A 26,205-nucleotide genomic window follows, 5' to 3' on the forward strand; every position below is an offset into this window, starting at 1 on the left:
AGATATGAGACAAATAGCGTTTTACGGTAAAGGCGGTATTGGCAAATCGACAACCTCGCAGAATACATTGGCTCAGCTCGCGACCAAATTCAAACAAAAGATTATGATCGTAGGCTGTGATCCCAAGGCAGACTCCACCCGTCTTATTCTGAATACGAAGGCCCAACAGACAGTACTGCATCTGGCGGCCGAAAGGGGCACGGTGGAGGATTTGGAGCTGGGGGATGTTGTCCAGAAGGGCTTCGGTGACATCCTGAATGTGGAATGCGGCGGGCCAGAACCCGGTGTCGGCTGTGCAGGGCGCGGCATTATCACAGCCATTAACTTTTTGGAGGAAGAGGGAGCCTACGAAGGGCTGGATTTTGTGTCCTACGATGTACTGGGCGACGTAGTGTGCGGGGGCTTCGCCATGCCGATCCGGGAGAAGAAGGCTCAGGAAATCTACATCGTATGCTCAGGCGAAATGATGGCCATGTACGCTGCCAATAATATTGCGCGCGGGATATTAAAGTACGCCAACAGCGGCGGGGTGCGTTTGGGCGGCTTGATCTGCAACAGTCGGAATACGGACCGGGAAGCAGATTTGATTACCGAGCTTGCAAGAAGACTGAATACGCAGATGATCCACTTTTTGCCGCGTGACAATGTTGTGCAGCATGCTGAGCTGCGCCGTATGACCGTGACCCAATACAGCCCGGACCATAAGCAGGCTGCGGAGTATGAAGAGCTGGCAGGTAAAATTTTGAATAACGATATGCTAACAGTTCCCACTCCCATTACCATGGAAGAGCTGGAGGAGCTGTTGATGGAATTCGGCATTATTGAGGATGAAGAGACCGCAATTAAAAAAGCTGAGGCGTCGGGGCAGTAGACCGCAGCCAGAAGGCTTAATGACGGAAACATCGGATGATGGTGGGGAGCTGAACGCGCAGCTTGCAGGAGGGAGGAATAGGCCAAATGAGCAGTATTGTGGATAAGGGAAAGCAGATCGTAGAGGAGATACTGGAGGTATATCCCCAGAAATCAAAGAAGGACCGGACCAAGCATTTTGAGATCGCGGATGAGGAGCTTGTGAACTGCGGAACCTGTTCCATCAAGTCCAACATGAAATCACGACCCGGCGTCATGACGGCGAGGGGCTGCGCTTATGCAGGGTCCAAGGGTGTGGTATGGGGCCCGATTAAAGACATGGTGCACATTAGCCATGGTCCTATCGGCTGCGGACAATACAGCTGGGGCACTAGGCGCAATTATGCGAATGGGGTATTGGGCATCAATAATTTTACTGCTATGCAGATTACAAGCAATTTTCAGGAAAAGGATATCGTGTTTGGTGGAGATAAGAAGCTGGAGGTCATTTGCAGGGAAATTAAGGAGATGTTCCCGCTGGCCAAAGGGATCTCCGTGCAATCCGAATGTCCGGTTGGACTGATTGGTGATGATATCGGGGCTGTGGCCAAGAAGATGACAGAGGAGCTGGGCATTCCGGTCATTCCTGTACGTTGTGAGGGCTTTCGCGGGGTGAGTCAGTCTTTGGGCCATCACATTGCCAATGATGCGATCCGCGATTTCCTGATGGGTCGTCGCGAGCTGCAGGAGTGTGGACCTTATGATGTCTCCATTATCGGGGACTACAATATTGGCGGGGATGCCTGGGCCTCACGCATTTTGCTGGAGGAAATGGGACTGCGGGTCATAGCGCAGTGGTCGGGTGACGGCACGATCAATGAGCTGGGCATTGCCCATAAATCCAGGCTCAATCTGATCCATTGTCATCGTTCAATGAATTATATGTGCACAACGATGGAGCAGGAATACGGAATTCCCTGGATGGAATATAACTTCTTTGGCCCGACCAAGACGGTGGAGAGCCTAAGGGCGATTGCCGCCCGCTTTGACGAAACGATTCAGGAGAAATGTGAGCAGGTCATCGCCCAATATATGCCGCAGATGGAGGAGGTCATCCGTAAATATCGCCCCCGGCTGGAAGGTAAAAAGGTGATGCTTCTGATTGGCGGGCTGCGGGCAAGGCATACCATCGGCGCCTATGAGGATCTGGGTATGGAAATTGTGGCTACTGGCTATGAATTTGCCCATAAGGATGATTACGAAAAAACGTATCCCGATGTAAAGGAAGGTACCATTCTGTACGATGATCCAACGGCCTATGAATTAGAGGAATTGGCCCAGCGGCTGAATATTGACTTGATGGGCGCCGGAGTCAAGGAGAAATATGTGTATCACAAAATGGGCATTCCCTTCCGCCAAATGCATTCCTGGGATTACAGCGGGCCTTATCATGGCTTTGACGGCTTCAAGATTTTTGCACGTGATATGGATATGACCATTAACAGTCCAGTATGGAGCCTGCTGCCGTCCCAGCAGAATGTGGAGGTGTCGGTATGAGCGAACATTTGAATATTGTCGATCACAATCAGCTGTTTCGGCAGGATAAATATGTGCGCCAGCGTGAGGGAAAACGAGCCTTCGAGGCCCCTTGCTCGCCGGAGGAGGTTACTTCCACCCTGGAGTACACCAAGACCACGGAATACAAGGACAAAAATTTCGCTCGTACAGCCGTAGTTGTGAATCCGGCCAAGGCTTGTCAGCCGCTGGGAGCGGTCATGGCTGCGTTAGGCTTCGAAAAAACACTCCCGTTCATTCATGGCTCACAGGGCTGCACGGCCTATTTCCGCAGCCATCTTGCCCGCCACTTCAAAGAGCCTGTTCCTGCTGTATCCACCTCGATGACCGAGGATGCCGCCGTATTCGGCGGCATGCGCAACCTGATTGACGGTATGGAGAACTGCATCGCCTTGTATAAGCCGGAGATGATTGCCGTATGCACGACCTGTATGGCAGAGGTGATCGGGGATGATCTGTCCGCCTTCCTGGGTAATGCCCGTCAGGAGGGAGCCCTTCCCGAGGATATGCCGGTTCCTTTTGCCAATACCCCCAGCTTTTCCGGTTCACACATTACAGGCTATGATGCCATGCTGCGCTCTGTACTGGAGACACTGTATAACAAGTCAGGCCGGACGCCGCAGCCAGGTCATGAATTGAAGCTGAATGTGCTGCTCGGGTTTGAGGGGTATACGGGCAATTTTGCAGAAATGCGGCGCATACTGGAATTGTTCGGCGTACCGTATACCATTCTGGGCGACCACAGCAGTAATTTTGATTCAGGCGCTACTGGGGAGTACAGCTACTATTACGGAGGAACGCCGCTTGAGGATGTACCCAAAGCCGCAGATGCTGCCGGTACGTTGGCGATCCAGCAGCACTCTCTTCGTAAAACATTAGGTTATATAAAGCGAACCTGGGGGCAACAGTTGTCCTCCATCTCTACGCCGCTGGGCATCCGCGCTACAGATCGCTTGCTTGAAGAGATCAGCCGTCTGTCCGGAATCGAAATCCCCGAGGCATTGAAGCAGGAGCGCGCCCGAATTCTGGACGCCATGATGGATTCGCATGCTTATCTGCACGGCCAACGAGTGGCTATGGCGGGAGACCCGGATATGCTCATCGGCCTGATTGGCTTTTGTCTGGAGCTGGGCATGGAGCCTGTGCACATTGTCTGTTCCAATGGGGACCGGAAATTTGAAAAGGAAGCAGAGCTTCTGCTGAAGTCCAGTCCCTACGGTGCAGAAGCAACGGTGCATTGCGGTCAGGATTTGTGGCATATGCGTTCGCTGCTGTTCGAGGACCCGGTGGACCTAGCTATTGGCAGCTCTCATCTGAAGTTTGCGGCCAAAGAGGCGAACATTCCGTTGCTGCGTGTGGGCTTCCCGATCTTCGACAGGCATCATCTGCATCGTTATCCGATTATCGGCTATCAGGGTGCGCTGAATCTGCTTACCCAATTTGTGAATACCATACTGGATGTCATGGAGGAGCAGGCTCCGGATCACAGCTTTGATCTGGTACGCTAACCGCTGTACCGCGTAGATGGAAGTTGGTTGCTGGACTTGTGACAATGGATTCTATCTGAAATAAGGGGGTTGTGCTGATGGAGGCGGCTGTGTCTAACGGAAGGCTGGAGGTATCCTGCGGCAACAAAATTCCCAAAAGCACGCCCTGTCCCCGGCCTGTGCCGGGGGAGGCTTCGGGTGGCTGCTCCTTTGACGGGGCCCAGATTACACTGATCCCCATTGCAGATGCGGCTCATTTGGTGCATGGACCGATTGCGTGTCTCGGCAATAGCTGGGAGAGCAGAGGCAGCCTGTCCAGCGGTCCGGAGCTGTCGGCGTATGGCTTCACTACGGATCTTGGGGAACAGGATATTATTTTTGGCGGTGAACAGAAGCTGCATGAATCAATTCGCTACATTGTCAGCCGTTTTGCACCTCCGGCTGTGTTCGTCTATACAACATGCGTCACAGCCCTCACCGGCGAAGATATCGAGGGGGTCTGCAAGGCTGAATCGGAGCGGCTGGGTACGCCGATCATTCCAGTGAACAGCCCGGGATTTGTGGGCAGCAAGAATCTCGGGACCCGGCTGGCTGGAGATGTACTGTTCCAGCAAGTTATCGGCAGCACCGAGCCGGAACAGACAACCTCCCATGATGTCAATCTCATCGGGGAATACAATATAGCGGGCGAGATGTGGCATATCGAGCGGCTGATGCAGCAGACAGGAATGACTATCCTGTCCCGAATTACCGGGGACGGCCGATTCCGTGAGGTGGGCTGGGCGCACCGTGCCAAGGTCAATATGGTCGTATGCAGCCGGGCTTTGCTGGGCCTGGCGGTGCAAATGGAGCGTAAATACGGCATCCCTTATTTTGAGGGGTCATTTTACGGAGCAAAGGAAACGAGTTATTCCTTGCGGCAGATGGCCTACCTGACCGGAGATCGTGAAGTGGAACGACGAGTGGATAAGCTGGCCGCACGGGAGGAAATGAGGCTCTCGCTGGAGCTGGAGCCCTACCGCAAGCAGCTGAAAGGAAAGCGGGCAGTGCTCTATACCGGAGGTGTGAAGAGCTGGTCTGTCATTACGGCTTTGCAGGAGTTGGGCATTAAGGTGGTTGGGGTAGGAACGAATAAGAGCACTGCCGAGGATGTATCCCGGATTGCTGCCCGTATCGGGGATGATGCGGAATACATCCCGGAAGGCGGCGCCCGCCAGATTTTCAAGACCGTACGGAGCCGCAAGGCCGACATGGTCATTGCCGGGGGACGGAACATGTATATGGCAATTAAGGAACAGGTTCCTTTTGTGGACATCAATCAGGAGCGGCACAAGGCTTATGCGGGCTATGACGGGCTATTGTCCCTGGCGAAGCAGCTTGTGCATACGCTGCAGCATCCGGTATGGGAGCTGACCGCCAAATTGGCTCCATGGGAGGAGGAGACGGAATTTGCCGATTAAATCCGCCACGAAGCCTGTAAGTGTCAACCCGCTCAAGGTAGGACAGCCTTTGGGCGGCGTGCTGGCTCTGCAGGGGATATATCGCTCAATGCCTTTGCTGCACGGCGCTCAGGGCTGCTCGGCCTTCTCCAAGGCGCTGTTGACCCGCCATTTTCGAGAGCCGATCGCCGTTCAGACCTCTGCGCTGCAAGAGATGGACGTTATATTTGACGCAGACCGGAATCTGGAGGAGGCGCTGGATCATATCTGGTCCAAGCACCACCCGGATGTCATCGGCGTTATCAGTACGGCCCTCACCGAGGTGGCTGGTGTTGATTTTCAATCCAGAGTAAAGACATTCAAGCGAGAACGGGCATTGAAGGACAGTCTGCTGTTTTCTATATCTCTGCCTGATTTTCACGGTTCCCTGGAGACGGGCTACAGCAGTACAGTAGAAGCGCTAATGGATGCCGTACTCGGATTGGCCGGAGGCAAGTCTCCCAAAAAACAGCGCCGGACGCAGGTCAATCTGCTGCCGGCTTCTTATCTGACTGCCGGAGATGTCATGGAAATCAAGGATATTATCGCTTCCTTTGGCCTGGAGGTTATTTCGCTCCCCGATATCTCCACTTCCTTGTCCGGGCATCTGCTGACAGGCTTTTCCCCTTTGACAAGAGGGGGAACTCCGCTGGATTCAGCCTGCCAGATGCTGGAGTCTTCCTGCACTATTGCCATTGGCGCAAGCATGGAGCGTCCGGCACGCAGGCTGACTCATGCCGCAGGCATTCCCTATCACTTGTTCGATGGTCTGTCTGGCTTGGCTGCGAGCGATGCGTTCATACATTTCCTGCAGAAGATCAGTCGCGAGCCAGCCCCCGTCCGTTTCCGCTGGCAGCGTGAAAATCTGTTGGACAGCATGCTGGATGCCCATTTCTATTATTCCGGCGCTTCGGCTGTAGTGGCGCTTGAACCGGATCATATGCTGTCGACCGCAGCCTGGCTGGAGGAGATGGGAGTGGAACTGAAGCGGCTAGTTACAACCTGCAGCACGCCCGCGCTGCTGAAGACAGAACGGGAAATCTGGATCGGTGATCTGGATGATGCAGAGGAGAGCGCGCAGGGCGTGGATTTGTGGATCAGCAATTCGCATGGAAGAAAGGGAGCGGCACGGGCCGGTGCCTCATTCGTACCGGCAGGCTTGCCGGTGTATGACGAGTTGGGCGCTCATACATCCGTAAGCGTCGGATACCGTGGAACCATGGAGTGGGTGAACAAGGTGGGCAATGTATTGCTTGCCGAGAGGGGGAAGGGAGGATGAAGGTTGCATTTGCGACGGAAGACGGGGTGCTTGTGAATGCTCATTTTGGGCAGAGTCCCATGTTCACTGTATTCGAAATTCGGCTCTCAGGCGTCCAGTTTCTGGAGCATCGGCAGTTAGCCCCGGGCAGCGATGAGAACGAAGCGGGCAAAATCGCCAGCCGAATTAGCCTGATCGAGGACTGTGCCCTGATCTTCCTGGTACAGATCGGCGCTTCGGCCGCTGCACAGGTTACCAAACGGACCATTATGCCTGTAAAGGTAGCCTACGGCAGCTCCATTGAGGAGCAGGTCCAGCGTCTCCAGAATATGCTGGCTCGCAATCCGCCCATGTGGCTTGCCAAAATCCTGCATGCTGAGGAGGGCAGCGGCAAGGTGGAATCATAAGCCTTCTGTAAGAAAGAGCGACGATATGTGGTGCCAAGATCATGCAGAACGAATATCTTTAAGGCGGGAGTCGCACATGGAGGGGATGGACGAATGGTACAGCTGCTGGAAGACAGCAGATACGGACGCCAGTTGAAGCTGCTGGGAGTGGAAGGTCAGAACAGACTAAAGCAGGCCACTGTCATGGTCGCAGGCATCGGAGGCTTGGGAGGGACAGCGGCCATGTACCTGACCGCTGCCGGAGTGGGAAAGCTGATATTAGCCCACGAGGGCGTAATTCATCTGCCCGATATGAATCGGCAGGTGCTGATGGACAGCGGACGAATCGGTGAGGAACGGATGGAGACAGCATTGCAGCATTTACATCGTATCAATCCGGAGACTGAACTTGAGGGTCACGCCCACAGAATCACGGAAGAATCCTCCGGACCATGGGTAGAAGCGGCAGATCTCGTAATTGATGCACGCTATGACTTTCCCGAAAGATATACGCTGAACAGGCTGTGTGTTCGATATGACAGACCGATGATAGAAGCCGCCATGTACGACTATGAAGTATCGCTAATGACCATTGTTCCCGGCAGGACGGCATGCCTGGAATGTCTCTACCCGGAAGGAGGGCAGCCTTGGGAGCCTCTGGGATTCCCGGTTCTGGGAGCCACCTCCGGCTTGATTGGCTGCATGGCTGCACTGGAAGCAGTCAAATGGATTACAGATGCGGGCAATCTGTTCACTGACCGCATGCACCGCATGAATGTGCTGGATATGAGCAGCTGCAGCATAGCCGTCAAGCGCAATCCGCGTTGTCCGTGCTGCGGAACAGGAGGGGATACAGATGAATCGGTTGCACATTTGTGATACGACGCTTCGTGACGGAGAACAGGCTCCGGGCGTTGCCTTTTCGACGAAGGAGAAAGCAGAAATTGCCATCATGCTGGATCTGGCGGGGGTAGAGCAGGCTGAGATCGGCATTCCGGCCATGGGGGAGGCAGAGTGCAGGTCTATTGCCAGGATTGCCGCTCTCGGACTTCAGATGAAGTTAATGACCTGGAATCGCGCAGTGTTCTCGGATATTGATGCAGCGGAATCGACGGGTGTCGACTGGGCCCATATTTCGGTTCCCGTATCGGCGGTGCAGATGAAGGCCAAGCTGGGTATGACTCCTGTGCAGGTGACAGAGCTGATCCGCAAGTCTGTCGATTACGGTCTGTGTAAAGGATTGACTGTCTCCGTAGGCTTTGAGGATGCTTCAAGGGCAGATGACCTGTTCCTGGAGCAGCTGGCGAATCAGCTCTACAGGGATGGTATCCGGCGGTTCAGATATGCCGATACGCTGTCCGTTCACCATCCCGATGCCATAGCGGCCCGCATAGGTAGGCTTGTATCGCGTGTCCCGCAGGGTGTGGAGCTTGAGATCCACTGCCATAACGATTATGGTCTGGCGCTTGCCAATACCCTGGCAGCTTTGCAGGCAGGAGCTGTCTGGGCCAGTACCACCGTTTCGGGCCTTGGGGAAAGGGCTGGCAATACGGCGCTGGAGGAGGTAGTGATGTCGTGGAGGGACTTATATAAGGGAACCTGCAGCGTTCGCCCCGAGCTGCTGAATCCGCTGGCTGCACTGGTGTCCAAAGCCTCTAACCGAGTCATTCCCGAGGGCAAGCCAATTGTGGGAGATATGGTATTCGCTCATGAATCCGGCATACATATCAATGGTCTGTTGAAGGAGCGTTCCGCCTATCAGGCCCTTGATCCGACCGAGCTGGGCACTGATCATTCGTTCGTGCTCGGCAAGCATTCGGGCAGAAGTGCAGTTCAGTATATGCTGGAGCAGGAGGGAATCAAGGCAGGCCCCGATGAAATCAAATTCCTGCTGGAGCGGCTTCGCCTGGTCGGTGAAGACCCCAAGTGGGTCATCTACAGCAAGGACTTAAAGCACTGGCTGGAGCATTATCCGGCAGAACTGTCGAACTAATCAAAAAGCGTTTCTGTCCGGTGAGTGTGCCGTGACTGGAACGCTTTCTTTCATATAACCTCCAACGCCAATGGAGGGTTTATTCGTACTGCTGTTTTTTTACATATCTGTGATGGCTGCAAGCGAAGTCTCGAATTTGCTGGTTAAACGAAGTCGTTCAGAGGGGTATAATACAATATAGTGCTGTATAATGTGCGTTAGATGGTTTTACGGCAGGTTTGATTCATATGACGATTAGATGCTGATCTGGAAGGACGGCTGTCTGGCAATTGGAGGAATGCTTGTGGGGATGATGTTTTCTTTTCTAAAAAAATATCGGGTTCCAGCCATCGCAGCACTCGTGATGATGCTGCTGGAACTGACGGTGGAGTTATCGCAGCCATATTTGATCTCCAAAATCATTGATGAGGGTATCCGGCAGCAGGATTTGTCCATTGTCTGGTTATGGGGCGGTGTGCTGGTAGGAAGTGCCGTTATCGCCTTTATGGCGGGTATTGCCAGCTCCTTTTTTGCTTCACATGCAAGTCAGGGCTTTGGCTATGATTTACGGGAAACGCTGTACCGCAAGGTCCAGTCCTTTTCCTATCCGGTGTTTAAGCGTTTTGCCACCTCATCGCTGATTACACGTTTGACGGGGGATGTTACGCAAGTACAGGATACGGTGTTTATGAGCCTGCGGTTTATGACACGGGTTCCGCTGGTGGTCATCGGCAGTATTGTGATGGCATTGGTCGTACATTTCAGGCTTGGTTTGCTGCTGGCGATCATGGCGCCGGTGCTATTTGTGTTTGTACTGGTGATGATGCGTCGGACGGTCACTTTGTTTAAAGGCGTTCAGCGTCGTCTGGATGATGTGAACGGGGTGATTCAGGAGAATCTGACCGGGATTCGGCTGATTCGGGTGTTTGTGCGGATGCGGCATGAAATCGAGCGTTTTGCCCATTATGGAGGAGAACTGATGAAAGGAACGGTATCGGCTCTACGCTGGACAGAAACGACAATGCCGTTCATTTTGTTTACGATGAATGTGGGAATTATTGCGGTGCTTTGGTTCGGAAGAGGTCAAATTTCCACAGGCGATGCGAGTGTGGGACAGGTAGTGGCAGTCGTCAATTATTCTTTGCGGACGATTGGGGCCTTGTCTGCCTTGTCCGGCATCGTGGTCGTGTTTTCCCGGGCAACCGCATCTACGGGACGGATTCGAGAGGTGCTGGAAACACAACATGATGAATATGGAGCGGGTGCGTCTGCTCCAACACATAACACGCGAATTGAGGGACAGGTGGAATTGGAACGGGTGAGCTTCCATTATCCGGGCAGCGATTTGGCTGTACTGAAGGATATTACTTTTAAGGCTGGGCCAGGTGAGCGTATAGCGATTATGGGAGCTACAGGCTCAGGTAAGTCCTCGCTTGTGCAGCTGATTACACGTCTGTATGAAGAAGATGCCGGCCATGTGCGCTTTGACGGAAAGGACGCGCGTGAGCTGGACGCTTCCATACTGCGTGAGGCCATTGGCTATGTACCGCAGGAGGTGCTGTTATTCACCGGGTCGATTCGCGACAATATTGCTTGGGGGCTGGAGAATGCCAGCCTGGAGCAGATTCAGGAGGCCGCCCGGATGGCGCAAATTCATGATACGATTGAACGCCTGCCGCAAGGCTATGATACCTTGCTTGGGCAGCGTGGCGTCAATCTGTCCGGTGGTCAGAAGCAGCGGCTATCTATTGCGCGCGCACTGGTGCGCCGTCCGACGATACTTATTCTCGACGACAGCACGAGCGCGCTGGATGTTCGAACTGAAGCAGCGCTGCTGAAAGCGCTGGATGGCCTATCCTGCACGACATTTCTAATTACGCAGAAAATCAGCTCGACCGCATCGGCGGATCAGATTTTACTGCTGGATGAGGGTCGTCTGATCGCAAGCGGAAGTCATGAGCATCTGCTGAATAGCTCAGAACTGTATCGACGCATCTATGAATCGCAATACGGAAAGGAGGGGGCGCATGCTCAAGGAACTTATTGATCCGTTCCGTCAGCCGACACCATCGTCCGGTGTACTGCTTAATCCGGCAGGCGCCGAGGGACGCCGCAAGGCCAAGGCGAAGAACTGGTCCGGTACGCTGGGTCGGATATGGGCTTACCTGGCCCGCCGCAAGGCCAAGCTGATGCTGGTGCTGTTTATGGTCATGCTCAGCTCGGGGCTGGCTCTATTGGGTCCGTATTTGGTCGGCGTAGCGGTGGATGATTTTCTCGAAGGTCCGGGTGGACGCACGTGGATTTATTTTCTGACTGGATTAGCGACTGTATATCTGTTCAACTCGCTGACCTCCTGGCTGCAAAATATCTGGATGATTGAAATCGCCCAAGAGACCGTATACCGGATGCGTTTTGATCTGTTTTCGCATTTGCATCGGCTGCCGATTCCTTTTTACGGCAAACGCCAACAGGGAGAAATCATGAGCCGGCTGACCAATGATATCGAAAATGTCAGCTCTACGCTGAACAGCTCGGCTATTCAAATTTTTTCGAGCATATTGACGCTGGTCGGTACCCTTGCAGTCATGCTGTGGTTAAGTCCTTTGATGACACTGCTGACCTTTATCATAGTGCCGCTCATGGCGTCCGGGATGCGCTGGATTACACGCCGGACCGGGCCTTTATATAAGGAACGCCAGAACAACCTGGGCGAACTGAATGGTTATATTGAAGAAACGCTGTCCGGGCAGCAGATTATCAAAGCATTTTCACAGGAAAAGAGAGTCATCCACGGTTTTGGCGAGCGAAATGACCGCATTCGTCTGTCGGGCTTCTGGGCACAAACCATTTCCGGCTTTATCCCCAAGCTGATGAACGGACTGAACAACCTCAGCTTTGCCATTGTAGCGGGGATCGGCGGGATTTTGGCGATTCACGGCTCCATTACGATAGGTACGATTATCGTATTCGTAGAATATGCCCGTCAGTTCACCAGACCGCTGAACGATTTGGCGAACCAGTGGAACACGCTGTTGTCTGCCATTGCCGGAGCTGAACGTGTATTCGAGATATTGGACGAGGATGAAGAGTCCAAGGACGAGCAAGGTGCAGTGGCTCTGAAGCATGTAGAAGGAGCCGTACGATTTACCGATGTTTCCTTCGGCTATAATGCAGGGAGCGATACGCTGGAGGGTATTTCCTTTGAAGCCAAGCCTGGCGAAATGATCGCGCTGGTCGGTCCAACCGGGGCTGGAAAAACAACGCTGATTCAACTGATTTCCAGGTTCTACACTCCCGACAAGGGAACGATTACGCTGGACGGACGCGACATTACGACCATACAGCGTGAAAGCCTGCGCTCCCATATGGCGTTTGTGCTACAGGATTCCTTCCTGTTCCAGGGAACAATTCGTGACAATATCCGTTTCGGCAGGTTGGATGCCACGGACGAGGAGGTTGAGGAGGCATCCAGGCTGGCGAATGCTCATTCCTTTATCATGCGGATGAAGGACGGGTACGACAAGGTATTGGAGGCCAACGGTAGCGGCATCAGTCAAGGGCAAAAACAGCTGCTGGCTATCGCACGCGCTATTTTGGCGAACCCTGCAATTCTTGTCCTCGACGAGGCAACGAGCAGCATTGATACCATTACCGAGATGAAAATACAAGAAGGACTGGAGCGGCTTATGCAAGGTCGAACAAGCTTTGTCATCGCTCACAGACTGAATACCATTCGTCAGGCTGACCGGATTCTGGTCTTGAAGGATGGTCGTCTGGAGGAACAGGGCTCTCATGATGAGCTGCTGACCCATAAAGGCTTTTACAGCGACTTATATTATGGTCAGTTGAGAAAGCAAAGCTCTTAGGTGAGAGGTTGGTAGAGGGGTTGGCTATAGGAAAAAAAGGACTACCCCGGAGGAGACCACTGAGGTAGCCCTTTTTTTATGATGCTTTCTTATCCAGATTTAGTTAATGGGCTGTTCAAGGGACGGGATTCAAGCTCAGCATGTGCCGGAGCAAGCTCCGCCTGTCTGCCCGGATGAAACTCATTTTCCGATTTGGCGACGATGACGGTAGCGACTCCATTACCAATCAGATTGGTGATGGCGCGTGCTTCTGACATGAAGCGGTCCACTCCGAGCAGCAGCGCCATTCCCGCCAGCGGAATGGAAGGGAACGCCGCGAGTGTGGCTGCCAGCGTGATAAATCCGGAGCCTGTAACGCCTGCTGCTCCCTTCGAGGTCAGCATAAGGATACCCAGCAGTGTCAGCTGCTGCCACAGGGTCATCTCCACGCCGGAGGCCTGGGCTACGAAAATGGCAGCCATGGACAAATAGATTGCCGTACCATCCAGGTTAAACGAATAGCCTGTTGGAATGACCAGACCGACCACTGATTTGGAGCAGCCGTATTTCTCCATTTTTTCCATCATCCGTGGCAGAGCCGACTCGGAGGAGGAAGTCCCGAGTACAAGCAATATTTCTTCTTTGATATAAGCGATAAACTTGAAAATGCTGAAACCGTACATGCGAGCAATCAGACCGAGCACAATGATTATAAACAGGGCCATGGTCAGGTAAACGGAGCCCATCAGCTTGCCAAGAGAGGTCAACGACCCGATGCCGAATTTACCAATGGTGTAGGACATGGCACCAAATGCGGCGATTGGCGATAATTTCATGATCATATTGACGATACCGAAGAAGGCGTGAGAGAGCTTGTCGAACAGGACAATGACGGGTTTGGCTTGCTCTCCCATGGCCGTCAATGACAGCCCGAAGAGGATGGCAAAGAACAGGATAGGCAGTAATTCTCCACCTGCCATAGCGCTTACTACATTTTCAGGGATAATGCCGACGATGAAATCAACGAATCCGTGACTTGATTCCGCTGCTTTTTGAGCATATTGAGATACATCTCCGGTTGCCTTGCTCACATCAATACCGGCGCCCGGTCTTATCAGGTTAACCACGAGCAGACCAATGGCTAGCGCAATTGTGGTAACGATTTCAAAATAGAGAAGCGCCTTTCCGCCAATACGACCGACCTTTTTCATGTCTCCCATGCTGGCAATTCCGTGCACCACCGTAAAAAATACAATGGGGGCGATGACCATCTTAATGAGCTTGATAAAGGCGTCTCCGAGCACTTTGAGCTTTTCGCCTGTTGTAGGAAAAAAGTGACCCAGAAGAATGCCCAGAACAATAGCGATAACGACCTGAACCGTCAAGTTTTTCAAATTAATTCTCAGTCTCATAGGGATACGCTCTCGCTTTCTTTTTTTGTTTTTTTGAAAACGCTTTATTTTTTGTATCCCCAGTGTAAAAGCTGCGTTCTTGGCAAACAAGAATACGGTCATAACGTTCCTTTTGGTCTTTAAGGTCCCTGAATCATATCCATCAGATCGGACCCGATGATGGGTGTGAACTCCGGATAGAGCACACGCAGACGTTCCCTCCAAAGCTTGCGCTCATCGTCGGACAGATAGGTAATTTTAATGTCTCCGGTCTGTTGCAGCTGATTCAGTCGATTGGCGTTTTCATAGGTTTTCAGCTTGTTCCAACGCGTCGTTTCCTCCAGGGCCTCTTGTAGCACCAGCTTGGCGTCACTTGGGAGGCGATCCCAATAGGATTTGTTAAATATGACGGCATACCCCAGATAGCTGTGGTTGCTAATGGTCATATAGCGTTGCACTTGGTAAAACCGTTTGGTAAAAATATTGGATATCGTGTTCTCCTGTCCGTCCGCCGTTCGCGTCTCCAGACTGTGGTATATTTCGTTGAAGGGAGTGCTAATGGTCGATGCACCAAGCGTTTCAAACTGACGTTCCAACACCTGGCTTGGCTGGATACGGAATTTCAAGCCCGCAAAGTCTGCGGGTTTGCGAATTGGACGGGCGTTGTTCGTCATCTGTCGAAAGCCATTGGACCAGAAGGCGACGCCTTTCATGCCATAAGGGTCAAGCGTTTGCGATAACCGCTTGCCCAATTCTCCGTTCAGTGCCTGGTCGACTTCAGCCTGATCCTTAAAGGCAAATGGAAGGTCCATCACCATCCAGGCTGGGTCAATCGCGTTCAAATTGGAAAAGGAAGGAGCAATCATCTGGATTTCTCCTCGCTGAAGCGCGGCCACTTCCGTGGCTTCTGAATAGCGCATTCCATTGGGGAACACTTGAATCTCAATTCGATCGTTAGATTTTTCTTTAACCCGCTGTGCAAAATAAGCGGCGGCCAGCCCTTTGGGCGAGTTTTCAGCTACCACATGACTAAATTTGATCACGATCCGATCTTTAAGACCGGTAAATTCATTATCATAAGGGAGTTCTTCGTTAAAATTTTTTTGAAAACCGATTACATAAGCCGTTAGGATACCCAGTACGAGCAAAACACCAAATCCAGCAGCTCTTTTCACAAAGTAACCTCCCATCTGTTGCTATTTTAGACCCATTATTCCACAATGATATTCAAAGGTAAACGGTTTAAAGGGAAGGTGAAGAGGATGAACAGACTTCGCATATATTGGAAAATTATGATACTTTCATTTGGAGTCGTTCTTTTTTCTCTTTTGATCGGCGGTCTTTTTCTGTTTGGCAGCGCCACCCGGCTTAAGGAAGAAGAACTCAAACAGCGGCTTACGATTACGGCCCAGACGGTTGCGAACCTGCCGGACGTAGTGAATAGAATCAACGACCCGAATGCTTCTGCCGTAATTGCACCTATGGCGGACAAAATTCGGATATTAAACGATGCGGCTTATATCGTCGTGCTCGATATGAACCGCAAACGGTTGTCTCATCCGCTATCGGAGCGAATCGGCGGAACGTTTGAGGCTCGGGATGATGATGCTGCATTTGCTGAACATACGTATGTCTCCAAAGTGCGCAGTGAAGCGGGCATTGGCCTGCGTTCCTTTGTGCCGATTATGAATGCTTCCTCAGAGCAGGTGGGCGTCGTCGTCGCGGGCGGCCTGCTGCCAGGCGTGACAGAGATTATCCGTCAGGAGAAGCAATCCATTCTCATCACTTCGTTGCTGTCGCTGATGTTTGGTGTGATTGGCTCCGCATTGCTGGCCCGTCATATTAAGCTTCAGATGTTCAACCTCGAGCCTCAGGAGATTGCGAGAATGTTTCGCGAGCGAAGCGCGGCCTTTCAGGCGATGCATGAGGGTGTCATTGCCATTGACCGCAACTGCATGATTACCATTTTCAACGAACGAGCCAAGCAAATCTTCCACGTACACCGTGATGTAGTCGGCTTGCCGATCCGTGAGGTCATCCCGGATACCCGTTTGCCGGAGGTGCTGGATGCGGGTGTCGCGATTCTGAGCCAGGAGCTAAAAATTGGCGGAACCATTATTTGGAGCAACCGCATTCCCATTCGCGAACAGGGAGTTACGATGGGGGCAATCTCCATATTTCAGGATAAGACCGAGGTGACGAGAATGGCCGAGGAGCTCACAGGTGTCAAAGAGTTTGTTCATGCGCTTCGTGCACAAAATCATGAGCATATGAACAAAATGCATACCGTCGCCGGCTTGCTTCAGCTTGGGCAGCAGAACGAGGCTTTGAGCTATCTGTTTGAGGTGACCGAGCAACAGGAGGAGATTACACGCTTCCTTCAACGGCATTTCGACGATGACGGAGTTGCAGGTCTGCTATTGGGTAAAATTAGCCGTGGTAAAGAGCTTGGCATTGATATTAGGATTGATCCTGACAGCAGAATGAATCAATTTCCCCGGCTGATTGACCGACATGATTTTGTGCTGTTACTCGGAAATTTGATCGAAAATGCCTTTGATGCACTGGCGGATACAGAAGTCGGCTCCAAAGAAATTTATGTCAGCATCCAGCAGGATGACGAATATATGTCCATATTAGTCGAGGATAATGGCTGTGGAATGTCGGAAACGACGAAAATACGAATGCTCGAACGCGGATTCACGACCAAGGACGGAGAGAGCCGCGGCATGGGGCTTCATTTACTGAGCGGGATTGTCACCAAGGGGAACGGCCGCCTGACATGCGAATCTTCACTTGGCTTGGGAACTTCGATCGAGATTCTATTTCCGTTGAAGGAGAGAGGGAGAGGCAATGAGCAAACAGATTAAATCACTGTTTCGTGTGCTGCTGGTCGAGGATGACCCGATGGTACAAGAGGTGAATCGGCTTTTTATTGAACAGGTTGACGGATTTAAGGTCGTAGGTCTGGCTTCCAATGGGCTTCGCGGGTTAGAGCTGATTGAGGAGCTAAAGCCTGATCTGATTTTTCTGGACGTGTTCATGCCATCGCTCAACGGGATAGCGACTTTGCAGCGTATCCGTTCCATGGCATTGCCTGTAGACGTAGTTGTCGTGACGGCTGCAAAGGATACGGAAACGATCCGCGAAATGATGCGAAACGGAGCGTTCGATTATATCATTAAGCCGTTCAAGGTAGAGCGTATCCATCATACACTGGAGCGTTACCGGGTACAGCAGGCTGGATTATGGGCGGAAGAAGTAGGAACCCAGGAAGAGCTGGACCTCATTATGCAAAATAGAGAAGCTGCCAAGGCAGCGGTAGTGCCTGCTCCTGTATATGAGGAATGGGCGTTGTCTTACGATGAGCTGCCAAAGGGCTTGAATGCAGCTACCCTGAAGCAGGTGCTTGCGGTCATGGAGCAGCATGGCGGCAAGCTATCTGCTGAAGATACCGCGGAGGGAGTAGGGATTGCCCGTGTAACGGCAAGAAGATACCTGGATTATCTGGAGAAAAGAGGGATCGTGCGCCTTGTTGTGCATTACGGCGGGGTCGGTCGTCCCGTTAATCGGTATGAGCTGCTGCGTGAACAAAATGACCATAAGTAACAATATGGACAAAAGCTTCCCAACGCTTTTATGAAGGCGATACCATGTAACAGCAAGGGAACTGGATAATGCTTCAATACACGTGTCTGTCCTTGGACCGCACATGTGCTATGAATAGAATAGGAGCGGATGTACATGGCCTTTAATAGTCTGATTCTTCGATTGGAGCTCGTTCACTCTAAAGTAAACTTTGGTGAGGTCGCATCAGCCATCAGCCGTGCCGGGGGAGACATTACTTCCATTGATGTTATTCGTCCCGGACAGGATTCGTCTGTTCGTGACATCACTGTTCACGTCGCTGAAATAGCAGAGGCATCGCTAATCGAATCACTCAAGTCGTTAGCAGGCATTCAACTCATTAACGTTTCTGACCGCACGTTTCTCGCGCACCTGGGAGGGAAAATATCAGTCCAGCCCAATTTGCCGATTAAAAATCGGGATGATCTGTCGCGGGTATATACGCCGGGAGTGGCCCGGGTCTGTACGTCCATTCATGAAAATCCGAAAAAAGCGTACTCCCTGACCATCAAGCGAAATACCGTCGCGGTAGTTACCGATGGCACCGCTGTGCTTGGGCTTGGCGATATCGGCCCACATGCGGCTGCACCCGTGATGGAAGGCAAAGCGATGCTGTTCAAGCAGCTGGCGGGAGTCGATGCATTCCCCATTTGTCTGGACACGAAGGATACGGAGGAAATCATTCGTACGATTAAGGCGATCAGCCCAATTTTCGGAGGAATTAATTTAGAGGATATCAGTTCTCCACGTTGTTTCGAGATCGAAACCCGCCTGGCAGAAGAATTAGATATTCCTGTCTTCCACGATGATCAGCATGGGACGGCGGTGGTTGTGATTGCCGGGCTGCTGAATGCACTGAAAGTAGTTGGCAAGCGGATCGAAAATGTTCGGGTCGTTGTGAACGGTATAGGAGCTGCAGGCGTGTCGATATGCAAAATGCTGCTCGCCGCAGGAGTAAGCCGTCTTGTTCCGGTAGACCGGGATGGAGCCATCATACAAGGTGGGACTTATCCCCATCCGATGTGGCAGTGGCTGGCAGACCAGCCTCAAGTAGAGTCACAGCCGGGCACATTAAAGGAGGTTATTCGGGACGCGGATGTGTTCATCGGCGTGTCGCGAGCCAATCTGCTGAATGCCGCGGATGTACAGCGTATGGCGGCGAACAGCATTGTTTTTGCGATGGCTAATCCGCAACCGGAAATTGCTCCCGAAGAAGCCATTCCGCATGTTCGTGTATTTGCAACGGGGCGAAGCGACTATCCTAACCAGATCAACAATGTACTTGTGTTTCCGGGGATATTCAGAGGAGCGCTCGATTGCCGGGCGCGCCACATCAACGAGCCGATGAAATTAGCCGCCGCCCGTGCCATTGCCTCCGTCGTAAGTGAACGGGAATTAAACGAGCAGTACATTATTCCGAGCATTTTCAATGAACAGGTTGTTACCGAGGTGAGGAAGTCTGTGATTGAAGCGGCTATTCTAACGGGAACGGCCCGGCGTATTCCACCGGATTTTAGATCGTCTGGTGGAGCAAAATAGAATAACACGACCAGGTCTGTTAAACTGTGAAAATAGAACGGTTGCAGATACGTTACCGTGTTAGCCTTATCTATTTTGCGGAGGTGCGGGGATGAACGGAAGTCTGTTTGAGCTGCGTTTGCGGGACGGGGATTATATTCCCCGTTTCTTTGCTTACTATTACAAGCAGTGGCGCGACTATACGATGCCGTACCACGATCATCGTTCGACTGAAATTATGTACATGATTTCCGGCCTGTGTCGGGTGGATGTGCAAACGGGAGAGAAGGCCGACGCAAGCATTACGCTGCGTAAAGGAGAGTTTATTATGCTGGACGCAGGCGTACCGCATCGGCTGGTGGTGGAGGGAGAACAATCTTGTCGGATGCTGAATGTGGAGTTTGGTTTTACGGAGGGGATGAGTGTAGGACCGTCCATCCGACAAATGGCAGCGGAGGAGCAGGAGATCACAGCCTTCATGTCGCGTCCATTCCCGTATCTGGTGTTGTCGGACCCGGAAGAGGTATATTTTACGCTGAAAAGTCTCGTGCTGGAGCTGGATCAACGAAAAGAACATCCGGGTGCAATGGCGGAGCTGCTTTTTATGCAATTGCTGGTGCGAATTGCGCGTCTGCGGGCAGAGGCAGAGCGCAGCAACACGCAGCAAACGGATATGTATATCAAACGCTGCATTGAATTTCTCCATCTCAACTATGACCGGGATATTGTGGTCAAGGATATGGCAGCCGCCGTGAATCTGCATCCAGGATATTTGCACCGTATTTTCAAAAAACACACCGGACAAACACTCACCGCTTATTTGACCATGCTGCGAATGGACAAGGCCCGGATGCTGCTTCAGCAAACGGACATTCCCATTCAGGAAATTGCCGATTACGTAGGTGTCGGCAGCAGGCAGTATTTTCATATGCTGTTCAAAAAGCATACAGGTAAGACGCCAGTCGAATACCGTTCTGCTGTGGAACGGCATGTATGGAACTATGCGGACGAGGAAAGTGGAAATTAGAAGAAGGTAAGTAGCTCCTGTCGATATGAAAGTTAGAATTTTTGACACCTATATACGAATCTGGTCATGATTTTGATAACGCTTTCCACAGGCATATTGCTACAATGACGGTATATTACAATTCTAATCCCGGAGGTTGATTGCCGTGTCATTTAAAGTAGCTTTTATTGGAGCGGGAAGCATTGGTTTTACACGTGGCATTTTGCGAGATTTGTTATCGGTGCCGGAATTTAATGAGATCGAAGTGGCTTTTACGGACATAAGTCAGCACAATCTGGACATGGTCACTGAGCTGTGCCAGCGGGATATCCGGGAGAACGGTTTGTCCATACAAATACAGTCCTCTACGGATCGAAGGGTAGCCTTAAAGGATGCCAAATACGTCATTTGTACGATCCGGGTTGGCGGTCTGGAAGGCTTTGCGACCGATGTGGATATCCGTTGAAATACGGCGTGGACCAATGCGTAGGAGATACGCTGTGTGCGGGAGGCATTATGTACGGGCAGCGGGGGATCGCTGAAATGCTGGACATTTGCAAGGACATCCGCGAGCTAAGTGCACCGGATGTGCTGCTGCTGAACTACTCGAACCCGATGGCGATGATTACGTGGGCCTGCAACAAGTACAGCGGTGTGCGTACGATTGGTCTATGTCATGGCGTCCAGCACGGACATCACCAAATTGCCGAGGTGTATGGTCTGGAGAAGCAGGATGTGGACATTGTGTGTGCCGGAATCAATCACCAGACATGGTACATCCAGGCATCCCATCAAAGCAAGGATCTGACGGCAGGACTGCTGGAGGCTTTTGAAAAGCATCCCGAATATAGCCGCACCGAAAAGGTACGGATCGACATGCTTCGCCGTTTTGGCTTCTACAGCACAGAATCTAACGGTCATTTAAGTGAATATGTTCCCTGGTACCGGAAGCGTCCGGATGAAATTCTCGACTGGATTGATCTGGGCAGCTGGATCAATGGAGAAACAGGAGGCTATCTGCGCGTATGTACGGAAGGACGCAACTGGTTCGAGACGGATTTCCCCAACTGGATGAAAGAAGACCCAATGGAGTACAAAGCGGAGAATCGTGGTGAGGAGCACGGCTCATATATTATTGAAGGGTTAGAAACTGGACGTGTATACCGAGGGCATTTTAATGTCGTTAATAACGGAGTAATCTCCAATCTGCCAGACGATGCGATCATTGAAGCACCCGGATATGTGGATCGGAACGGCATTTCCATGCCGTATGTTGGCGAGCTTCCGCTTGGTCCTGCGGCCGTCTGCAATGTAAGTATTTCCGTCCAGCGTTTGGCTGTCAAAGCGGCTGTGCATGGGGATGACAAGCTGCTGCGTCAGGCGTTTATGATGGACCCGTTGGTGGGTGCGGTTTGTAACCCGAAAGAAATTTGGCAGATGGTCGACGAAATGCTGGTAGCGCAGGAAGCGTGGCTTCCACAGTATGAGGCAGCGATTGCCGAGGCACGTCAACGTCTGGCTGCGGGCGATCTGATCCCCACTCGTCCTTATGAGGGAGCAGCAAGGCTTAAGGTCAAAACGGTTGAGGAAATGCAGCTGGACCGGGAGGCGGCAAACAAAAATGCGGGCGAATCGGACAAAGGCAAGGAACGTGAAGAGGTGCAGCCCAGCAAGGCATAGCGGCTTGGTACAATCGCATTAGCGCTCACTGCATGTATGCATGATATTGACCCGTGAGGCTACACAACGATAACTATCCAACGATAAAAGGATGTTTTCATGGCCATGAGGACCTGAAAATGCCCTTTTATTGTTAATAGATTTAACAATTTGATATGGATCAAGTTTGAAGTTTATTATTGTCGATTTGAGCTGACGGAAATTAAAGAAAATACCCTTATTTTTTCAAAATTCGGCTTCATTGGTGTCGTGATTTCAGCCCTTTTCCCAGCTCCATCCGGCACTGAACCGGAAATATGGAGGTACGGGTCTGGGGCTGTCCATCTGCAAAAACCTGGTTAGCCTGATGGGCGGTTCCATTGGTGTGGATAGTGAAGAGGCCAAGGGCTCGACGTTCCGGTTCCAGCTGGATCTTAGGCTGCCGGAAGAGGAGGAAGCTGGCGAAGTTGAGGCACGGAGAGTCTTATGAATCGAAGAATTTCCTAAAAGAAATAGCCGTGATGCATCATGCATCACGGCTATTTTTTGTAATAAATGGCCAAACAAATGATTGACAAACCGTACTAACTGTACTATTAATTATAGTACAGTTAGTACGGTTTGAAATAATATAAATCGGACCAAGTCTTGAAAGGAGGAAGTCCATGTTCGAGCTGGATATCCGCAGCCGCAAGCCGATCTACGAACAGCTAATGGACAGAGTGAAGGAAATGATCGTGTACGGATCACTTCAGCCGGATGAGCAATTGCCTTCCGTGCGGGCACTGTCCGCTCAGCTTACAGTGAATCCGAATACGATTCAGAAGGCGTATCGTGAGCTGGAACGCGAAGGATATATCTATTCCGTCCAGGGCAAGGGCAGCTTTGTCACACCTGCCCGGCAGCAGCCGCAGCAAATGAAGCGGGATGAGATTCGGGCAGCATTGTTAAAGCAGATGATCGAAGCCGTCCATTTCGGTTTTACGCAGCTGGAAGTGGACGCCATATACGTAGAAGCTATGCAATCGAAGGAAAGGGGGATGTCCCTTGATTGAATTAAGGGAAGTCACAAAGACATTTGCAGAGGAAAAGGCAGTGGATCAACTCGCCCTCACGGTGAAAAAGGGCTCCATTTTTGGATTGCTGGGCTCGAATGGGGCGGGTAAAACAACACTGCTCAAAATGATTGCCGGAATCTATCGACCGGATACAGGGAAGGTACTGATCGGGGGGCAAGCCGTATATGAGCAGCCCGAAGTCAAGCAGCGCATTCTGTTTATGCCGGACACACCCTATTTTTTTCCGCAAGCGACGATTCAACAGATGGCCCGTTTTTATCGTTCCATTTATCCAAGCTGGAGTGAGGAGCGATACATACAGCTTACGGATATTTTCAAGCTGGACCCCAAACGCAAACTGCATCGTTTTTCCAAAGGAATGAAGCGTCAGGCCGCATTTTTACTTGCCTTGAGCTGTATGCCTGAACTGTTGATTTTGGATGAGCCGATTGATGGACTTGACCCCGTGATGCGACGGATGATCAAAAATCTGCTATTCCAGGAAACCGCTGCGCGCGAGCTGACCGTTGTAATTTCATCCCATAATTTGCGTGAGATCGAAGATATGTGTGATCACGTCGGTATTATGCATCAGGGACGTATGCTGCTGGAAAAGGAAGTCGATGACCTCAAGTCCGATACGCATAAGGTGCAGGTTGCTTTTCGTGAAAGTGCGCATGAGGAAGGCGTATGTAAGCAACTTTCGGTTGTACATAAGGAGCGGAGAGGCAGTGTCCTGCTGCTGATTATCCGTGGGGAACGGGAGCAGATTGCAGAAACGATTCAGGCGTATGAGCCGCATGTGTTCGATTTGCTGTCGTTGACGCTGGAGGAAATTTTTATTTATGAAATGGAGGATGCGGGTTATGACATCCAACCGATTCTTCTGTAGCGGCGGCGTGATTCGCCAAAGCCTGAGACAGCATGGCTGGATCGGTCTGTTGTACTTGGCGGGATTACTGTTTACGGTGCCACTGCCGTTATTTATGAGTACTGGAAACGAGCAAGTGCCCACGGTTTTGAGAAGCCTGTTCGATAGTACAAACTCAGGCGATGGAATGCAAAGTATCATTTTCTTGACCGTACCTGTGCTGGCAGGTGTGATGCTGCTTCGTTTTATTCAGCGTCAGGGCTCCTCGGATTTATATCACAGCCTGCCCTTACGCAGAGAGCATCTGTTAACGGCACATTTAATTAGCGGCCTGATCCTTTTGATTGTACCCGTATGGCTGACTGCTGGAGTAACGGCCCTGGTAAACATGTCGGTTGAGCTGCCTTTTATTTTCCATATCAATGATATTGGATCATGGGCTTTGGTTGTATCGGTTCTTACGATTTTCCTGTTTGCTTTTACCGTGTTTGTAGGTATCTGTGTAGGACAATCGCTGTTGCAATCCGTTGTAGTGTATGCTTTGCTGCTGTTGCCCTTTTTTTTGTACTCCATGATTAGTCGTTTTCTGGGTCACAATCTATATGGTTACTCTCAGATTATTGGAACTATTGTTCAAAGTAGTAATGGCGTGGGGTTGCGTAGCAACAATAATATTTGGTATAGTTTATCACCGTTCACCCGCATTACGGATTTGTCGAGTAGCGCATTTTCATATGTGGAGCTGCTTATTTATGTTGGTGTTTCCTTGCTGTTTGTAATTTTGAGCTATGTGTTATATCGCAAACGGCTCGCAGAGAAGGCAACGCAGGCCATGGCCTTTACCTTCTTCCAACCCATTTTTAAGGCAGGAGTTATGTTATGCGCCATACTGCTGGTAGGAGAATATTTTTATGGCACAGGAGGCCAGGGGAGAGACTGGTCGATCTTCGGGTATGTGCTTGGAGCTATTTTGGGCTATATTGCTGTGGAGATGGTCATCCGCAAGACGTGGCAAATTGTACGTATTCGTGCTTTGCTGGAACTGGTCGCATACGGTGCGGTTTTGGGACTGGCAATGTACATCCCCACATCTAGCTGGATAGGCTACGAGGAACGGATTCCAACCGCGCATTCAGTCGAGCAAGTCTATGCTGGGCCAAATTTGTATTTGGACGGGGGATCAGCACAGAAAAATCTTTACTTTTCGCAGGATAAAGCTTTTATCGCCGCTGTGCTAAATTTACAGCGTGAGCTTGTGAGAGCACATTCAGCTGGAGAGACGTCCGGGTCCAATAAAGAGCCTCAACAAAGGATATCCATTGCCTATCGTTTGGATGATGGTACCATTATGACTCGCAGTTATACATTTCCTGAGCAGCCTTTCCGGGCAGCGCTGGCGAAAGTGATGCTGTCTGAGCCGTATAAAACAGTAAGCTACTCACTTGATAAGCTGTACGGTAAAGCAGAGACGATCAGCATTCAATCGGCAGATGATAATGAACGGCGAGTTGTTCTGACTGATCCGGAAGATATTCGTGAATTTGAAGCTGTGCTGAAAGAAGAAGTTTTGGACATGAGCTATAGTGAAATGCAGGCAGGCTCTTACGCGTTGGGGAATATTGAAATTCTGAACAAACCTTCATCTGTTTTAGCAGAAGAACCAGAGTGGACTCGCAGCGTCTACTATAATTGGCGCTTATCCTTCCACAAGCTGAATGCTTGGCTGGAACGCAAAGGATATGCCGACAAGGTGATGATCACGTCGAAAGACATGATATCGGTTCGAGCTATTCCAATGGTTTCTCAAGAGAAGGAGCCGTATCAGCCTGGCAAGTATATTGAAGCGGCGAATTTATTCAGGATATTGCAGCAGAAGTATAAAGTCACCACAATTGAAGATCCCAAACTTTGGAATACTGTGCTGGATAACCGCAATAATTATAGCTATGATCCACAAGTGGAGAAAGGCACTTATCTGTTCCAAGTCAAAATCAAGTCCATCAGCGGTTCCGGCTTTCATACGGTTTATTACTTATTAACTCCAAAAGACATCACACCGGAGCTTGCTAAGTTTCTGCCAACAGCTTCTTAAGCGAGACAGAGAAGTACAAAAGCTCTCCCACATTTGGACTAACGTAAATAAAGGCATAGAGAGATATAAGGTAGAACATTAAAGAGAGAAGAGTTCTGTAATGTACAGATTAATTACGTACAGGCCAATTGTG

Annotated in this window: 19 protein-coding genes and 2 pseudogenes; 19 read left to right on the plus strand and 2 right to left on the minus strand. The window is 51.1% G+C overall.

Annotated elements, in window-relative coordinates:
- Nucleotides 1-4 precede the first annotated feature (4 nt).
- The 10 genes from nifH (at nt 5) to GCU48_RS15890 (ending at nt 12,871) form a co-directional block, all read left to right on the plus strand.
- Nucleotides 5-871: a nitrogenase iron protein gene (gene nifH / locus GCU48_RS15845; RefSeq protein ID WP_152380635.1), complete on the plus strand. Its 867-nt coding sequence runs from the start codon at nt 5-7 to the stop codon at nt 869-871.
- 86 nt (nt 872-957) lie between these two features.
- Nucleotides 958-2,406: a nitrogenase molybdenum-iron protein alpha chain gene (gene nifD, locus GCU48_RS15850; protein WP_152380636.1), complete on the plus strand. Its 1,449-nt coding sequence runs from the start codon at nt 958-960 to the stop codon at nt 2,404-2,406.
- Nucleotides 2,403-3,932, plus strand: a complete 1,530-nt coding sequence (nifK, locus tag GCU48_RS15855) for a nitrogenase molybdenum-iron protein subunit beta (protein ID WP_152380637.1) — start codon at nt 2,403-2,405, stop codon at nt 3,930-3,932. Before nifD ends, nifK begins: the two co-directional genes overlap by 4 nt.
- Before the next feature lie 77 nt (nt 3,933-4,009).
- Complete coding sequence (nifE, locus tag GCU48_RS15860) at nt 4,010-5,371, plus strand: nitrogenase iron-molybdenum cofactor biosynthesis protein NifE (RefSeq protein ID WP_152380638.1); 1,362 nt, start codon at nt 4,010-4,012, stop codon at nt 5,369-5,371.
- A complete protein-coding gene (gene nifN / locus GCU48_RS15865) occupies nt 5,361-6,668 on the plus strand; it encodes a nitrogenase iron-molybdenum cofactor biosynthesis protein NifN (RefSeq protein WP_152380639.1) in 1,308 nt (435 codons plus the stop codon). The genes nifE and nifN overlap by 11 nt, the downstream gene beginning before the upstream one ends.
- Nucleotides 6,665-7,054: a NifB/NifX family molybdenum-iron cluster-binding protein gene (locus GCU48_RS15870; RefSeq protein ID WP_152380640.1), complete on the plus strand. Its 390-nt coding sequence runs from the start codon at nt 6,665-6,667 to the stop codon at nt 7,052-7,054. Before nifN ends, GCU48_RS15870 begins: the two co-directional genes overlap by 4 nt.
- A 93-nt stretch (nt 7,055-7,147) precedes the next feature.
- Nucleotides 7,148-7,912, plus strand: coding sequence for a HesA/MoeB/ThiF family protein (locus GCU48_RS15875; protein ID WP_152380641.1), 765 nt, complete (start codon nt 7,148-7,150; stop codon nt 7,910-7,912).
- Nucleotides 7,890-9,026 carry a homocitrate synthase/isopropylmalate synthase family protein gene (locus GCU48_RS15880; RefSeq protein ID WP_152380642.1) on the plus strand — a complete coding sequence of 379 codons (1,137 nt, stop codon included), beginning with the start codon at nt 7,890-7,892 and terminating at the stop codon, nt 9,024-9,026. The genes GCU48_RS15875 and GCU48_RS15880 overlap by 23 nt, the downstream gene beginning before the upstream one ends.
- Nucleotides 9,027-9,315: 289 nt before the next feature.
- Nucleotides 9,316-11,052, plus strand: coding sequence for an ABC transporter ATP-binding protein (locus GCU48_RS15885; protein ID WP_152382179.1), 1,737 nt, complete (start codon nt 9,316-9,318; stop codon nt 11,050-11,052).
- Complete coding sequence (locus GCU48_RS15890) at nt 11,033-12,871, plus strand: ABC transporter ATP-binding protein (protein WP_152380643.1); 1,839 nt, start codon at nt 11,033-11,035, stop codon at nt 12,869-12,871. Before GCU48_RS15885 ends, GCU48_RS15890 begins: the two co-directional genes overlap by 20 nt.
- Before the next feature lie 89 nt (nt 12,872-12,960).
- Here GCU48_RS15890 and GCU48_RS15895 read toward each other — a convergent pair whose 3' ends face one another.
- Both GCU48_RS15895 and GCU48_RS15900 read right to left on the minus strand, forming a co-directional pair.
- Nucleotides 12,961-14,262 carry a dicarboxylate/amino acid:cation symporter gene (locus GCU48_RS15895; protein WP_208811841.1) on the minus strand — a complete coding sequence of 434 codons (1,302 nt, stop codon included), beginning with the start codon at nt 14,260-14,262 and terminating at the stop codon, nt 12,961-12,963.
- A gap of 119 nt (nt 14,263-14,381) precedes the next feature.
- The gene (locus GCU48_RS15900; protein WP_152380644.1) at nt 14,382-15,416 is read right to left on the minus strand and encodes a DctP family TRAP transporter solute-binding subunit; all 1,035 of its coding nucleotides are present in this window, start codon (nt 15,414-15,416) and stop codon (nt 14,382-14,384) included.
- Nucleotides 15,417-15,503: 87 nt separating this feature from the next.
- Between GCU48_RS15900 and GCU48_RS15905 the strand changes: the two genes are divergently transcribed.
- From GCU48_RS15905 to GCU48_RS15945, 9 genes and pseudogenes are all read left to right on the plus strand, one after another.
- Nucleotides 15,504-17,111 (plus strand): ATP-binding protein, encoded by a 1,608-nt coding sequence (locus tag GCU48_RS15905; RefSeq protein WP_152380645.1) that lies wholly within the window; start codon nt 15,504-15,506, stop codon nt 17,109-17,111.
- Complete coding sequence (locus GCU48_RS15910) at nt 17,095-17,850, plus strand: response regulator (RefSeq protein ID WP_152380646.1); 756 nt, start codon at nt 17,095-17,097, stop codon at nt 17,848-17,850. The genes GCU48_RS15905 and GCU48_RS15910 overlap by 17 nt, the downstream gene beginning before the upstream one ends.
- A gap of 135 nt (nt 17,851-17,985) precedes the next feature.
- Nucleotides 17,986-19,407 carry an NAD-dependent malic enzyme gene (locus tag GCU48_RS15915; RefSeq protein ID WP_152380647.1) on the plus strand — a complete coding sequence of 474 codons (1,422 nt, stop codon included), beginning with the start codon at nt 17,986-17,988 and terminating at the stop codon, nt 19,405-19,407.
- A gap of 91 nt (nt 19,408-19,498) precedes the next feature.
- Entirely contained in the window at nt 19,499-20,413 is a 915-nt protein-coding gene (locus GCU48_RS15920) for an AraC family transcriptional regulator (protein ID WP_152380648.1), read from the plus strand.
- A gap of 145 nt (nt 20,414-20,558) precedes the next feature.
- Nucleotides 20,559-22,072, plus strand: a pseudogene (gene melA / locus GCU48_RS15925) (alpha-galactosidase).
- A 253-nt stretch (nt 22,073-22,325) separates the two neighbouring features.
- Nucleotides 22,326-22,541: pseudogene (locus GCU48_RS15930) on the plus strand (ATP-binding protein); the annotation flags it as partial.
- A gap of 175 nt (nt 22,542-22,716) precedes the next feature.
- Nucleotides 22,717-23,106 carry a GntR family transcriptional regulator gene (locus GCU48_RS15935; RefSeq protein ID WP_152380649.1) on the plus strand — a complete coding sequence of 130 codons (390 nt, stop codon included), beginning with the start codon at nt 22,717-22,719 and terminating at the stop codon, nt 23,104-23,106.
- The gene (locus tag GCU48_RS15940; RefSeq protein WP_152380650.1) at nt 23,099-24,001 is read left to right on the plus strand and encodes an ABC transporter ATP-binding protein; all 903 of its coding nucleotides are present in this window, start codon (nt 23,099-23,101) and stop codon (nt 23,999-24,001) included. The genes GCU48_RS15935 and GCU48_RS15940 overlap by 8 nt, the downstream gene beginning before the upstream one ends.
- Complete coding sequence (locus tag GCU48_RS15945; RefSeq protein WP_152380651.1) at nt 23,976-26,072, plus strand: ABC transporter permease subunit; 2,097 nt, start codon at nt 23,976-23,978, stop codon at nt 26,070-26,072. The genes GCU48_RS15940 and GCU48_RS15945 overlap by 26 nt, the downstream gene beginning before the upstream one ends.
- Nucleotides 26,073-26,205 lie beyond the last annotated feature (133 nt).

The sequence above is a fragment of the Paenibacillus brasilensis genome, assembly GCF_009363115.1.
GTDB classification, from domain to species: domain Bacteria; phylum Bacillota; class Bacilli; order Paenibacillales; family Paenibacillaceae; genus Paenibacillus; species Paenibacillus brasilensis.